Here is a 14114-nt window from a genome sequence, read left to right on the forward strand (position 1 = left end):
CCGCTCAGCCACAAACGACTCAAGGCACGATGGGCCGATCAAAACCTGCTTAGCCTCTTTACTCATATGCGATAGCCCTGCCCCTTGAGGGGAGGGTGGCCCGGAGGGCCGGGTGGGGCCGGCGGTGACGCGCTCCAACTTCTTCTGTCGAAGGTCGAGGCAGTTCAGTGAAAAGTTGAGGCAGCTGAGGCGACCCCTCCCGCATCGCTTTGCGAGGCACCCTCCTCTCAAGGGGAGGGTTAGCCGCCGACCTTTTCGCCAAAGCTCGAAAAAAACTGTCCGGCGAGTTTCTTCGAGGTCGATTCGATCAGCCGGCTGCCGAGCTGGGCGATCTTGCCGCCGACATCGGCCTTGGCGGCGTATTTCAACACCGTGGTATCGGGCCCATCTGATGCCAACGTCACGTCCGCACCACCCTTGGCGAAACCGGCAATGCCACCCTTGCCTTCACCCTGGATGGTGTAGGAGTGCGGCGGCTTCAGGTTCTTCAACGTCACTTCGCCGTTGAACGTCGCCTTGATCGGTCCGATCTTCACCACCACGGTCGCCGCCATTTCGGTCGGCGATTTCATCTCCAGGCTCTGGCAGCCGGGAATGGTCGCCTTCAGGACCTCGGGATCGTTCAGCGCTTCCCACACTTTTTGCAGGGAAGCGGCAATGCGCTCCTCGCCTTCGATCACCAAAGCCATGAAAACCTCCCGGACAAGACTGAATGAAGCCCTAACGCACGGCTGGCTGCCTGTCTATCACACCAAAGTCCGGTTGCGACCGCACGCCCTCTTGCCTGCTCTCGCGCGTTGCCATATCGATTTGTCTTACAAATACGGAGACCACCAATGGCAGGCGCCCCCACCCACAAGAAAAAATTTCGCTCGCAGGAGTGGTTCGACAATCCCGACAACCCGGGCATGACGGCGCTCTATCTCGAGCGGTACCTGAATTACGGCCTGACGCGCGCCGAACTGATGTCGGGCAAGCCACTGATCGGCATCGCCCAGACCGGCTCCGATCTTTCGCCCTGCAACCGGCACCATATCGAACTCGCCAAGCGCGTGCGAGAAGGCATCGTCTCGATGGGCGGCATCCCTTTCGAATTTCCCTGCCACCCGATCCAGGAGACCGGCAAGCGCCCGACCGCCGCTCTTGACCGCAACCTTGCCTATCTTGGCCTGGTCGAAGTGCTTTACGGCTACCCGCTCGATGGCGTCGTGCTCACCATCGGTTGCGACAAGACGACGCCGGCCCTGCTGATGGCGGCGGCCACCGTCAACATCCCGGCGATTGCGCTGTCGGTCGGCCCGATGCTCAATGGCTGGCACAAGGGCAAGCGCACCGGTTCGGGCACCATCGTCTGGGAATCACGCCAGCGCCTGTCGGCTGGCGAGATCGGCTATGACGAGTTCATGGATATCGTCGCCTCCTCGGCGCCGTCCACCGGCTATTGCAACACCATGGGCACCGCCACGACGATGAACTCGCTGGCCGAGGCGCTCGGCATGCAGTTGCCTGGTTCGGCCGCCATTCCCGCGCCGTACCGCGAGCGCGGCCAGATTTCCTATGAGACGGGAAAGCGCATTGTCGAGATGGTGCACGAGGATTTGAAGCCGTCGGATATCATGACGCGCAAGGCCTTTGAGAACGCCATCGTCGTCAACTCGGCTATTGGCGGCTCGACCAATGCACCGATCCATCTCAACGCCATCGCCCGCCATCTCGGCGTGCCGCTCGACAATGACGACTGGCAGAAGGTCGGGCTCAAGATCCCGCTCATCGTCAATCTGCAGCCGACAGGCGAATATCTCGGCGAGGATTATCACCACGCGGGCGGCGTGCCCGCCGTCGTGGCCGAATTGATGAAGGGCGGATTGCTGCCTTTCCCCGAAGCCATCACCGTCAACGGCAAATCGATCGGCGACAACTGCAAGGGGGTCGTCAACGAGAACATCGAGGTCATCCGCACCGTGGCCGAGCCGTTGAAAGCCAATGCCGGCTTCATCAACCTGCGGGGCAATCTGTTCGATTCGGCGATCATGAAGACCAGCGGCATCTCGCCGGAGTTCCGCGAACGCTATTTGTCCAACCCCAGGGACCCCGAGGCTTTCGAAGGCAACGCCATGGTTTTCGACGGGCCGGAAGACTACCACGCCCGCATCGACGATCCGGCGCAAGGCATCGACGAACACACCATCCTGTTCATGCGCGGCGCTGGCCCGGTCGGCTATCCCGGCGGTGCCGAGGTCGTCAACATGCAGCCGCCAGCCTACCTCATCAAGAAGGGCATCCACGCGCTCGCCTGTATCGGTGACGGTCGCCAGTCGGGCACGTCAGGTTCGCCGTCGATCCTCAACGCCTCGCCGGAAGCGGCGATCGGCGGCGGGCTGGCGCTGTTGAAGACGGGCGACCGTGTCCGCATCGACCTGCGCAAGGGCACGGCCGATATCCTCGTCACCGATGACGAGATCACCCGCCGCCGCGCCGAACTGCAGAACGATGGCGGCTATCACTATCCCAAGCACCAGACGCCCTGGCAGGAGATCCAGCGTGGCATGGTCGCGCAGTTCTCAGAGGGAATGGTGCTGGAGCCAGCGGTGAAATACCAGGATGTCGCGCATACCAGCGGTGTTCCCAGGGACAATCACTGATATTCCAGGATAATCGCTGATTATCCTCAGATAATCACTGATTATTCCAGGCGACGATTGCTGATACTCGATCATTGACAGGCGGCCTGAACTATCAGGCTGCCTCTCGGGTTCCGTTCGGCGTGTCCCGGTCGAGGGTCGAGAACCATCCGTCAACAATCGCTATCGCCATACCGCAATTGTCCCGGCTCATCGATCTGCTGGCGCCCCCGGCAGGGGAGAGACACGTATAAGGAAGGATCCAAGGCCACGGCCTTTGTATTCCGCTTGCGAACCTCCTAATTGCGTTGAAACGGATTGGAACTCATGGCGGGACGGCGCTCTTCTCTAGGCTTTCTCGGAATGTTCGGCCGCTCAAGCGATTTGAGACAGCTCGACGTCGCTTTGCGGGCCGCCGACCTTCACCCAGCCCTTGTGCCGGAGGGCGTAAAACTCACCATCGTCAATCTGATGAAGGATCACTGGTCCGACGAGCCGCCCACCAAGGCCTATGCGGAAGTGGCGCAATTGTTCAGCTATTGCGTTGCTGGGCCAGAAACCTTCGAAAGCTCCCACGGCCTGCCGCGACGGCAGGACGTGGAGCGCCGGGTCGAGGCCGCGGTGCAGGCCGGCGACAGTTTCGATGCGCAAATCGTATTGATGACCCTGCACGCCAAGCTGATCAGCGCCGAGGTCGTCGAGCGCTATGGGCTGGGCACCGAATAGCTGTTCCGGGAGCGTTGTTTACCCGCCCATCCTGCCGCGCGGCAATTTGATCATTTCGCCAAAGCGGGCGCGCAGCCGGTCGTCGATCGGCTTCGGCACATGGCGCGGAAAGCGCTCGGCAAGCACCCGCTTCTTCTCGATGATCGCCCGCTGCAAGATGTCGGGCCGGCCCTTCTCGTTCCATTCCTTGGGAGAAAAGCGGTCGCCGACGGCGGGGTAAAAATACTCCGTCTGCATCAGCCGCAGCGTCTGCTCATTGCCGAGATAGTGGCCCGGACCCTTCAGGCAGACATCGGCAATGGTATCGATCGACAGCGCTTCGTCGCTCACCTCGATGCCCCGTACGCAGCGCAGGCAGTGGCCGAGCATGTCGTTGTCGATGATCAGGCTTTCCAGGCAAAAGCCGAGCAGGGAGGCATGCATGCCGGCCGATTCATAGACGAGATTGAGCCCGGCGAGACCGGCCATCACGTCGGTGATGCCCTTTTCGTAGCCGGACTGGATATCGGGCAGTTTCGAATCCGTCATGCCGGCGGCTGAACCGCCAGGCAAGTCGTAGAATTGCGCCATTTGTGCGCAGGCCGCGGTCAGCACTGCCTGCTCGGCCGAACCGCCGGACATTGCGCCGGTGCGCAGATCCGAAACGAACGGCCAGGTGCCGAAGATCGCCGGATGGCCCGGCTTGATGGCGTTGACATAGACAAGACCGGCCAGCACTTCGGCCACCGCTTGCACCACCGCACCGGCAATCGCCGCCGGTGCCGTAGCGCCGGCCTGCCCGGCCGACAGCAGGAGAATCGGGATGCCGCCCTCGACGCAAGCCTCGAGCACGCCGCAGGCGTCCTCGGCGAACTTCATCGGCGGCACCACGAAGCAGTTCGAGTTCGACACGAACGGCCGGGCGCGGAAGTTCTCCTCGCCTCCGGCAATGGCATAGAGCATTTCGAGCGCCGGCTGCACATTCTCGCGCACCGTAAACGAGGTGCCGACATGCTTGGACGTACCCATCACGCAGGCATAGAGCGTGTTGAAATCCATTTCGAGCGGATCGGGAATATCGCGCGGCACCATCGGCCGCTGGAAGAAGTGGATATTGTCGAGACCTTCGACGAGGCGGGCGGCGTCATAGATGTCCTGCAGCAGCGACTCGCGATATTCGCGCTTCTCGACATCGACCAGATGCACTGCGGCTCCGGCCGTGCCGTAATGCACGCGCTTACCCTTGATCAGCATGTCGTGCTTGGGGTCCTGGCCGTGCAGCGTGAAATGCCGTGCCGCTTTCTTGATCGTGTCGAGCACGAGCGCTCGTGGAAAGCGGATGCGCCCATCGTCGCCATAGGTGGCGCCGGCCTCTGTCAAGGCTTCGATGCAAGAGGGGATGGCATTGGCAAAGCCAACCGTCTCCAGGAGCGTCAGCACCGCTTCGTGGATGCGTTCCTGGTCGTTCTGTGCCAGTGGTCCGTAACTGCCGCCTTCGAGGCCGGCGCGCACCGGCTTGATGTCGTCGGCCAAGGGTGCTGCCCGCATGGCGCGGCGCGCTTCGCGCCCGCCGGAGCGACGCGAACGCTGGTCCGCCGCCGCTTCCTGCTTTTCAAGAACTGACATGGAGACACTCCACCTTTCCGAGAAGCAGGGCGCGGCGGTTGGTCCACCATCGGCTGCTTCTTCCCCTTTGTGCTCCGACTATGCCGCCGGCATTGGCCCAGACTATGAGCCAGCGGGTCCGGTCGCATATGCCAGAACACTAAAAGACCGGAGCCACGCCTGCGCGGCTCCGGTCCAAAGGGGTGGGCGATGGATCAGGCGGCCGCCGGCCTGCGTCCGGCGGCGGTGGCCAGTTCACGGATGCCTGGCTCAATGTGCTGCAGCGCGATCGACGAGATGCCCAGCCGCATGAAACGCGAAGGCTTCTCGGTCCGATCGAAGAAACGGTCGCCCGGCTCGATGATGACGCTGCGCGAGGCTGCTGCCTCGGCCAGTCCGCGTGAATCGGTGCCGCGCGGTCCCTCGAGCCAAAGCGACGTACCACCGGCCGAATCAGTCGAGCGCCACTCCGGCAGAAAGGCGGAAATCGCATGGACCAGCCGCTTGCGCCGCTCGTCGAAGGCCGACGACAGCCGTCGTACCAGCGCCTCATGATGGCCGAGCGACAGGAAGAGTGCTACGGCGCGCTGATTGTTGGCCGGCGGATGACGCAGCATGAAGCGGCGCAGTGCCCTGAGCTCGGAGATCAGTCCGGCAGACGCCACGATGTAGCCAAGCCGCAGGCCGGGAGCCAGCGTCTTCGACATCGAGCCGACATAGACGACACGGCCGGAACGATCGAGGCTTTTCAGCGCCTGCTGCGGTGCTTCGTCGAGAAGCTGGCTGTCATAGCCGTCCTCGATGATGATCTGGTTGTAGCGGTTGGCTCGCGCCAGAAGATCCTGCCGCCGTTCCGCCGAAAGCGGTACCATCGTCGGGCAATGGTGGCTGGGCGTGACGAAGACGAACCCGGAATCGTTGGGAATAGAAGCGGTTACGATGCCGGACTGGTCGACCGGCACCGGCTGTATGTCGGCGCCTGCAAGGCGGAAGATCGAGCGTGCATCGGGGTAGCCGGGATCCTCCATCGCCACCTTGGAGCCCTTGGACATCAGCAGCGTCGCCAGCATGTAAAGCGCGTTCTGGGCGCCCAGCGTGACGATGATCTCGTCGGGATTGGCGAAGATGCCGCGTCGCGGCAACAGCCGCGCCTGGATCTGCTCAATCAGCAGCGGATCGTCGCGGTCGACCATGTCGGACGCCCAGTTGCGGATTTCGAGCACGGCAAGCGCCATGCGGTTGCACTCGCGCCACTCGGCGGTCGGGAACAGCGCCGGGTCGAACTGGCCGTAGACGAAGGGGTAGGACGACTTGATCCAGTTCTCGTGCTTGGCCGGCGGCGGCATGTCGCTGGCGGCGATCTTGCGGCGTGCCTTCCAGTCGATTTCGTTGGCCTGGTCGGGCGCCTTCTGGTGCGGCTTGGCAGGCGTTGCCAGCACATCGGGATTGACGAAATGGCCACGCCGCTCGCGTGCCACCAGGAAGCCCTGGTCGACGAGCTGCTGGAACGCCAGCACGACGGTTCCGCGCGCAACGCCGAGCTTTTCAGCCAGGATCCGGCACGAAGGAAGCGGCATCGAAGCGGCAATCTGGCGGTCGAGAATGGCGGCCACGATGGCTTGGCGGATCTGCGCCTGCAGGGTCTGGCCCGATTCCGCCGAAATCCGGAACAGGCCGGACCATATGGCCGTGTCGTTACGCTGTGGCATGGGAGGTGTTCCTCGATGGCCAGTCTTTTTCGCTTGGCTGGACCAGCCGAACGTAACCGTGGCACAAGGGGTTGCGCCAATCAATTTTTCTGATCGTTGGGATTTATGCCAGTGATCCTTCACGCCATTTTGATGCTGCGCTGCGGCATCGCGGGGTGACGCGGCGCCTCGTCCCGGCGATGACTTCGTGCGTCATCGCTGCGCATTGAAATGGCTCGAATTAGGTTCGATAGATTGTCGCGACGACACGCGCCGGAAACATCCGGTTCGTAATGATGGCTCGAGGTTTCGGAGTTCGGCAGTGGATCAATCGTCCTTCCAAAAACAGCTCGCTGCCTTGCGCGATCATCGCGCGGCGGCGCCCGCCAGCATGCGCCAGGCCTTCGCCGCTGATCCCAAGCGTTTCGAGACATTCTCCGCCACCGACGGCGACCTTCTGCTCGACTGGTCGAAATGCGCCGTCGACGGGCTCACCATGGACTTGCTGGAACGGCTCGCCAAGGCGGCCAATCTCGAAGGTCGTCGCGCCGCCATGTTCGCCGGCAAGAAGATCAACCTCACTGAGGATCGCGCCGTGCTGCATACGGCGTTGCGCAACCTGACCGGCAAGGGCGTCACCGTCGATGGCCAGGACGTCAAGGCGGACGTCATAGCCGTGCTCGACGCGATGGGCGCCTTTGCCGACGCCGTGCGGTCGGGCAAGGCGGCTGGCGCCACGGGCAAGAAGATCACCGACATCGTCAACATCGGCATCGGTGGTTCCGATCTCGGTCCGGCCATGGCGACGCTGGCACTGGCGCCCTATCATGACGGGCCGCGCGCGCATTACGTCTCCAACATCGACGGCGCCCATATCCACGACACGCTGAAGGGCCTGTCGGCCGAAACCACGCTGTTCATCATCGCCTCCAAGACCTTCACCACCGTCGAGACGATGACGAATGCGCAGACGGCGCGCAAATGGGTGCAGGAAGCGCTCGGCAAGGAAGCGGTGGGCAAGCATTTCGCCGCCGTCTCGACCGCGCTCGACCTGGTGGCCAAGTTCGGCATCGCGCCGGATCGCGTCTTCGGCTTCTGGGACTGGGTCGGCGGCCGCTATTCGCTCTGGGGCGCGATCGGCCTGCCGGTGATGATCGCTGTCGGCCCGCGGAATTTCCGCGCGTTCCTCGATGGCGCGCACGAGATGGACGAGCATTTCCGCACCGCGCCCGTGCTGGAGAACCTGCCGACGTTGCTGGGACTGGTCGGCTGGTGGCATCGCGTGATCTGCGGGTATCCGGCGCGCGCCGTCATCCCTTATGACCAGCGCCTATCCAGGCTACCGGCCTATCTGCAGCAGCTCGATATGGAATCCAACGGCAAGAGCGTCACCCTCGAAGGCACCGACGTAACGACGCCGACCGGACCACTGGTCTGGGGCGAGCCCGGCACCAACGGCCAGCATGCCTTCTTCCAACTGCTGCACCAGGGCACCGATTTCATCCCGGTCGAGTTCCTTGCCGCGGCCGTCGGCCACGAGCCCGATCTAAAGCATCAGCACGATTTGCTGCTCGCCAACTGCCTGGCGCAGTCGGAAGCGCTGATGAAGGGCCGCACGCTGGACGAGGCCCGTGCCCAGATGCTGGCCAAGGGCATGAAGCCGGCCGAGGTCGACAAAATCGCCCCGCACCGCGTCTTCTCCGGAAACCGGCCCTCCGTGACCATCCTCTACCGCAAACTCGATCCGCGCACCTTCGGCCAGCTGATCGCGCTCTACGAGCACCGCGTCTTCGTCGAGGGCACGCTGTTCAACATCAACTCCTTCGACCAGTGGGGCGTCGAACTCGGCAAGGAACTGGCCACCGGCCTTTTGCCTGTCGTGGAGGGCAAGGAAAGTGCCGCCAAGCGGGATGCATCGACCGCTGGTCTCGTGGGTTTCATCCACCAATTGCGTGGATCGGAGTGAAAAGCTTGGCAGACATCAAGGGTATATTGTTCGACAAGGATGGAACGCTTGTCGACTTCAACGCGACCTGGCTTGGAGTTGCCGACTTCATGGCCATGGATGCGTCCGAAGGCGATCGCTGGAAGGCCGACAGGCTGCTGGCGGCCGCAGGCTTCGATTTCACCAACAAGCGCTTCAAGCCGGACTCCATCTTTGCCTCCGGCACCAATCTCGACGTCGTCGAATTGTGGTTCCCGCGGCTGTCCAACGAGGACCAGATGCTTGCCGTTGCTCGCTTCAACGAGATCACCTCGGTGCAGGGCTCGGCGATGGCGGTGGCGTTGCCGGGCATCGTCGACACGCTGACGGCCTTGCACAGAAAATCCTACCGGCTTGGCGTCGCCACCAACGATTCGACCAGCGGTGCGGAAAAGACGCTTGTCACGCTGGGCGTCGCCCAGCTCTTCGACGCGGCTTATGGTTACGACGCGGTGGCCAATCCGAAGCCGGCGCCCGACACCATCCTGGCCTTCAGCGATCTCACCGGGCTGAAGCCGGCTGAAATCGCCATGGTTGGCGACAACCGCCACGACCTCGAAATGGCGCGGGCCGGCGGCTGCGGACTGGCGGTCGGCGTGCTCTCCGGCACCGGCACCCGCGAATCGCTGGCCGGGATTGCCGACATTGTTCTTGATTCGGTTGCCGATCTGCCGGACTTCCTTTCGGCACGGGTCAAGGAGACGATCTGACCGGGCTAGGCTGGCAAATCAACTTGGGACTTTCCCGCCAACGGCTGAGATTGGGTGGGTTGCGGACAGTCTGTTTATGGATCAGCGGACAAGAAAAGCAGACGTTCGACGATTGGCAAACTTGGGGCCGGCAGCAGTCTGCCTGGTATTGTTGGGCAGCCGACGGTGGCGACGACGTAAGGGGGCCGGTGCCGGAGAGGGGAATCTCAAACCAGCATCGACTGCTGGGCGGAGATACCCGCCGTCGCGCCGTGCGATGACGCCAGGGTGACCGAGGGCATGAGGGGGTTGGCGAGGTCGCCGGCGGCGTAGATGCCGGGTAGGCTGGTTTCGCGGCGCTCGTCGACCTTGAGGATGATGCCGAGGGGCGTATCGACTGTGGCGAGGTCCAGTGATTCATGCAGGCTTGCGGATGGCTTGTTGCGCGGATGCGCAAACAAGATGTCGACCGAAACCTTGGAGCCGGTATCGAGCTTGACGATGGCATTATGGTCCCCCTGTTGGGCGATTTCGGCGATCCGGCCATCGACGACAGGTATCTTGCGGCGCGCCAGATCGGCTCGGACATCGGATGGAATTTCGTGACCATCGGTCAAAACCGTCAACGTGTCGGTCCAATCGTGGAACAGCCTGACCTGATTGTGCGACTGCGGGCCGGACCAGACGAGGCCCCAATGCTGGCCGGCGACTTCAAAGCCGTCGCAATAGGGGCAGGGCACGATGGATGTGCCCCAGCCTTTGGCAAAGCCCGGAATATCAGGCATCTGGTCGGCGACGCCATAGCTCAGGATCAGCCGGCGCGCCGCAAGGCTTTCGCCATCGCCAGTGAGGACGGAGAAATCGTCGATGGCGCCGGAGATGCTGTCGGCCCTGGCATTGACCAGCTTGATCGTGGGATAGCGGGCCAGCTGCTGCCGCGCCTCGGCCAGGATGTCCAGCGGTGGCTTGTGGTCGTGGCCGAGCAGGCCATGCGAGTGGCCGGCGAAGCGGTTGCGCGGCAGGCTGGTATCGAGAACGGTGACTTTGCGGCGGGCGCGGCCGAGCTGCAGGGCGGCGGCGAGACCGGCAAAGCTGCCGCCGATGATGATGACGTCATCCATGGTGATGGGCTCCGTGTTTGCGGATGAGGGGGTTGGTTGGGCCTGGTTGAAACCTACCCCTTGGCTTGCACATTTCAGAAACTACGTGGTATCGTAATGCAAGAATTAGAATACCGTCAAGTACTGGAATTGTCGTGACCGAAAATAGCGAGGGCCGGCGCGGCCGGCCCGCCAACGAGGCGCTTGGCCAAACGATAGTCGATGCCGCGTGCGAACTCTTTGTGGAGTTGGGTTTTCATGCGACGACATTGGACAAGGTCGCTCAGCGAGCGAAGATATCCAAGCTCAGCATCTATCGGCACTTCGAGAACAAGGAGGCGCTGTTCAGCACGGCCATCGCGGCCGGCTGCCATCAGTTGTTTGCACCACAGGCCCTTCTTGAAGGCGTCGACGGTTCGGTCGAAGATCAGCTCATGGCGGTGGGATCATCCCTGCTTCGCACGCTGTTGAGATCAGACGTCCGCAGTGTCGAAGCCATGGTAATGGCCGACAAGACGAATCAAAAGTCGTTAAGCAAGCTTCATTACGAAGCAGGCCCCGCCCATGTCATCGCCCAAATCGAGGCCCTGTTGCGCCAGTTGCACGCGAAGGCGGTTCTGAATGTGCCCGATCCTCTCCGGTCCGCCCGCTTGTTTGCCGCGCTTTTCAAAGGATCCGATCTCCTGATTATCGCACGCTTCGATGAGGCGAGAGCAGAGGACGATAACGAAATCGAATCCTATTGCCGGTCGGCCGTCGCCATGTTCATCGCCGCGCACGGTGGCAACGAACACGCGGGCGGATAGCCTAGACGAGGCCGCGCTGCCATCGCGAATGGCAGCTTTCGAGAACCATGAGCCGACACGCGAATGACCTGAATGAGGTCGAATTCGGTCATTCCGAGTGACTGGGTTTTGATCTCAGCGACAGCGGTCATCCGCTTCAAAGGAAAACACACCGCTCGGTTTAGTCGCGACACCCTTCGCGTCGCCGAAATCCGGCACCTGGTGCTCGGCGAGCAATCGCAGCCGTGACAGCGGCAGATCGGTGCGACGGGGATCGCCGACCAGAACCTCGATGCCGGCGGCCAGGCAGCGGTCGAGGAATGGGGTAACGCGTAAGGCAACCTCATGGCCGTAAAAAACATCGCCTGCGAGCACAAGGTCGACGGCCGGTGGCGGGCCAGTGGTGATATCCTTGTCGACAACGGTGATCGTGACGCCGTTGGCGGCGGCATTGAGGCCGATCGCTGCAACGCCGTTACGGTCTATCTCGGCCGCAAGCACCGCGCGGGCGCCAGCCTTGGCGGCGGCGATACCGACGAGGCCTGAACCGGCGCCGAGGTCGAGCACACGCCGCCCGATTACCGTCTGCGGTCGCTCGAATATGAAGCGGGCAAGCACCGCGCCGCCGGCCCAGGCATAGGCCCAGTAGGGCGGCTGCGGTTCGGTCCCGTCCTCGTCGGCCTCGATGCTGTCTTCCGGCTCGACGTCATGGTCACGCCACTCGATCAGCCGCCTGAGACCACTTGCCGGATGGGCCGTGTAGAGCAGGATTTCGGGAAGTGCCGGAACAGGCACAAGGCGCATATTCGCTTTGATGAACGTGGCCGCGTCGGGACGTCGACTATCGTCCGCGAACCCTCGATTGCCAAGGCCATCCTTCAAATCGCGTCTATTCCCGCAATGCTCGCCGCAGGATCTTGCCGACCGGTGTCTTCGGCAGTTCGGTGCGGAATTCGATGTATCGGGGCCGCTTGTAGCCGGTCAGGTTCTCGCGGCAATACGCGGTGAGCGTCTCTGCGGTCAGCGCCGGATCCTTCTTGACCACGAACAGTTTCGGCACCTCGCCCGAATGCTCGTCCGGCACGCCGATCGCCGCCACTTCGAGCACTCCCGGATGCATCGCCACGACTTCCTCGAGCTCGTTCGGATAGACGTTGAAGCCCGAGACCAGGATCATGTCCTTCTTGCGGTCGACGATCTTGGTGTAGCCGCGCTCGTCCATGAAGCCCATGTCGCCGGATTTGAAGTAGCCGTCCTTGGTCATCACCTTGGCGGTCTCATCGGGCCGGTTCCAGTAGCCCGCCATCACCTGCGGTCCCCGGATGCAGATTTCACCGACCTCGCCGAGCGGCAGGTTGTTGCCGTCGTCGTCGCGGACGGCGATCTCGGTAGAAGGCAGCGGCAGGCCGATCGTGCCGGTGAAGTCGCCGGCGGTGAACTTGTTGGCCGTGGCCACCGGCGAGGTTTCCGAGAGGCCGTAGCCTTCGGTGACCGAACAACCGGTCAGCGCCTTCCAGCGTTCGGCGACGCCCTTCTGCACCGCCATGCCGCCGCCCAGCGTCAGGATCAGCGGCCTGAAGTCGAGCTTGCGGAAATCCTCATTGTTGAGCAGTGCGTTGAACAGCGTGTTGAGGCCCGGAAAGATGTGCACCGGGTATTTCTGGAGCTCCTTGACGAAGCCGGGAATGTCGCGCGGGTTGGGAATGAGCACATTGCGGGCGCCTTGCTGCATGCCCATCAGCGCGTTAACCGTCAGCGCGAAGATATGATAGAGCGGCAGCGCGCAGATGAAGTTGGGATGCGCCGGTTTCGGCTTGATCGTATAGGCGTCCTCCATCCATTGCGCGTTCTGCGCGACGTTGGCGAGCACGTTGCTGTGCAGCAGCGTGGCTCCCTTCGAGACACCCGTGGTGCCCCCCGTATATTGCAGGAAGGCAACATCATTGGCCGTCACCTTGGCCGGCTTGAAGGTCGCGCCGGCGCCGGCCTTCAAGGCCACATTGAACTTGACGTGACCGGGCAATGACCAGGCCGGCACCATCTTCTTCACCCGGCGCACGACGAAATTGACGATGCTACCCTTCAGTCCCCCGAGCATGTCGCCCATCGCGGCAACCACGACATGCTTGACCGCCGTCCTGGCGATCACCGCCTGCAAGGTGTTGGCGAAGTTCTCGAGGATGACGATGGCTTGCGCACCGGAGTCCTTGAGTTGATGTTCGAGCTCGCGCGGCGTGTAGAGCGGGTTGATGTTCACCACGACATAACCGGCGCGCAAGACGGCCATCATCGCCACCGGATATTGCAGCACGTTCGGCATCATCAGCGCGACACGCGCGCCTTTCTGAAGACCCTTCGATTGTAGATAGGCGCCGAAGGCCGCCGACAGCCGCTCGACATCGGCGTAGCTGATGGACTTGTCCATGCAGGTGAAGGCGGGCTGCGCGGAAAATTGCTTGCAGGCGGCAACCAGGAAATCGCCGATCGAACTATAGGGCAGAGGGCCGATTTCGGCCGCCACGTTTTTCGGATAGCTCTTAAGCCACGGCTTTTCCGGCAGTCCGGCGGCCAGCGCCGTCAGTGCATTCGGCAATCGCCTGGCGGCAGTCTCGGCAGGCTTCGCTGCCGGCGAGGCCTTGGCCGCCGCAGCCTTCGCCACCGGCTTGGCAGCTGCCGACTTTGCCGCGGGCACCGTCTTTCCGACAACAGTCTTTGTCGAGGCTTTCTTGATCGGGGCTTTGGTTGCCGGCTTTGGGCTTGCCTTCGCCGGCACGGGCGCCTTCGGCTTGGGCGCGGCGGCTTTGGCAGCGGGCACTTTCGGCGTGGACATGCCGCCGGCTGCTTTTGGAGCCGCCTTGGCTTCCGTCTTCGCCGGCGCCGTCTTCCTCGATGCTTTTGCCACCCGTTCCTCCCTCGACAATTCTTGTTCGATCGCGC

At 62.7% G+C, this 14114-nt stretch carries 11 protein-coding genes; 5 read left to right on the top strand and 6 right to left on the bottom strand.

Features of this window, described 5'->3' with window-relative positions; all coding sequences use genetic code 11:
• Positions 1-239: 239 nt before the first annotated feature.
• On the bottom strand, positions 240-689 hold the full coding sequence (locus NKH57_RS25225; protein WP_352604035.1) for an SRPBCC family protein: 450 nt from the start codon (positions 687-689) through the stop codon (positions 240-242).
• A 147-nt stretch (positions 690-836) separates the two neighbouring features.
• Between NKH57_RS25225 and NKH57_RS25230 the strand changes: the two genes are divergently transcribed.
• Positions 837-2642, top strand: coding sequence for an IlvD/Edd family dehydratase (locus tag NKH57_RS25230; RefSeq protein ID WP_352604037.1), 1806 nt, complete (start codon positions 837-839; stop codon positions 2640-2642).
• A gap of 306 nt (positions 2643-2948) precedes the next feature.
• A complete protein-coding gene (locus tag NKH57_RS25235) occupies positions 2949-3347 on the top strand; it encodes a hypothetical protein (RefSeq protein WP_352948275.1) in 399 nt (132 codons plus the stop codon).
• 18 nt (positions 3348-3365) lie between these two features.
• On the opposite strand, the gene NKH57_RS25240 is transcribed toward NKH57_RS25235, so the two are convergent.
• Both NKH57_RS25240 and pdxR read right to left on the bottom strand, forming a co-directional pair.
• Entirely contained in the window at positions 3366-4952 is a 1587-nt protein-coding gene (locus tag NKH57_RS25240; protein WP_352948278.1) for a trimethylamine methyltransferase family protein, read from the bottom strand.
• 194 nt (positions 4953-5146) lie between these two features.
• Positions 5147-6640, bottom strand: coding sequence for a MocR-like pyridoxine biosynthesis transcription factor PdxR (gene pdxR / locus NKH57_RS25245; RefSeq protein WP_023758211.1), 1494 nt, complete (start codon positions 6638-6640; stop codon positions 5147-5149).
• A gap of 301 nt (positions 6641-6941) precedes the next feature.
• Here pdxR and pgi point away from each other — a divergent pair, with 301 nt between their 5' ends.
• The gene (gene pgi / locus NKH57_RS25250; protein WP_352948280.1) at positions 6942-8585 is read left to right on the top strand and encodes a glucose-6-phosphate isomerase; all 1644 of its coding nucleotides are present in this window, start codon (positions 6942-6944) and stop codon (positions 8583-8585) included.
• A 5-nt stretch (positions 8586-8590) separates the two neighbouring features.
• Positions 8591-9313: an HAD family hydrolase gene (locus tag NKH57_RS25255; protein ID WP_352733603.1), complete on the top strand. Its 723-nt coding sequence runs from the start codon at positions 8591-8593 to the stop codon at positions 9311-9313.
• Positions 9314-9519: 206 nt separating this feature from the next.
• Here the strand turns inward: NKH57_RS25255 and NKH57_RS25260 are convergent, their stop codons facing one another.
• The gene (locus NKH57_RS25260; protein WP_352948283.1) at positions 9520-10413 is read right to left on the bottom strand and encodes an NAD(P)/FAD-dependent oxidoreductase; all 894 of its coding nucleotides are present in this window, start codon (positions 10411-10413) and stop codon (positions 9520-9522) included.
• A gap of 134 nt (positions 10414-10547) precedes the next feature.
• On the opposite strand from NKH57_RS25260, the gene NKH57_RS25265 reads away from it, so the two are divergent.
• Entirely contained in the window at positions 10548-11198 is a 651-nt protein-coding gene (locus NKH57_RS25265; protein ID WP_352948286.1) for a TetR/AcrR family transcriptional regulator, read from the top strand.
• 114 nt (positions 11199-11312) lie between these two features.
• Here NKH57_RS25265 and NKH57_RS25270 read toward each other — a convergent pair whose 3' ends face one another.
• Both NKH57_RS25270 and NKH57_RS25275 read right to left on the bottom strand, forming a co-directional pair.
• Positions 11313-12059: a class I SAM-dependent methyltransferase gene (locus tag NKH57_RS25270; RefSeq protein WP_502907337.1), complete on the bottom strand. Its 747-nt coding sequence runs from the start codon at positions 12057-12059 to the stop codon at positions 11313-11315.
• A gap of 7 nt (positions 12060-12066) precedes the next feature.
• Entirely contained in the window at positions 12067-14079 is a 2013-nt protein-coding gene (locus NKH57_RS25275; RefSeq protein ID WP_023758204.1) for a long-chain fatty acid--CoA ligase, read from the bottom strand.
• Positions 14080-14114 lie beyond the last annotated feature (35 nt).

Origin of the sequence: Mesorhizobium sp. M1050 (genome assembly GCF_040318715.1) — a bacterium.
In the GTDB taxonomy this organism is placed as follows: domain Bacteria; phylum Pseudomonadota; class Alphaproteobacteria; order Rhizobiales; family Rhizobiaceae; genus Mesorhizobium.

What these genes read in the sequence shown, in the direction of transcription:
- NKH57_RS25225 (WP_352604035.1), bottom strand. Translation starts at nt 689, where the DNA reads ATGGCTTTGGTGATCGAAGGCGAGGAGCGCATTGCCGCTTCCCTGCAA.
- NKH57_RS25230 (WP_352604037.1), top strand. Translation starts at nt 837, where the DNA reads ATGGCAGGCGCCCCCACCCACAAGAAAAAATTTCGCTCGCAGGAGTGG.
- NKH57_RS25235 (WP_352948275.1), top strand. Translation starts at nt 2,949, where the DNA reads ATGGCGGGACGGCGCTCTTCTCTAGGCTTTCTCGGAATGTTCGGCCGC.
- NKH57_RS25240 (WP_352948278.1), bottom strand. Translation starts at nt 4,952, where the DNA reads ATGTCAGTTCTTGAAAAGCAGGAAGCGGCGGCGGACCAGCGTTCGCGT.
- pdxR (WP_023758211.1), bottom strand. Translation starts at nt 6,640, where the DNA reads ATGCCACAGCGTAACGACACGGCCATATGGTCCGGCCTGTTCCGGATT.
- NKH57_RS25260 (WP_352948283.1), bottom strand. Translation starts at nt 10,413, where the DNA reads ATGGATGACGTCATCATCATCGGCGGCAGCTTTGCCGGTCTCGCCGCC.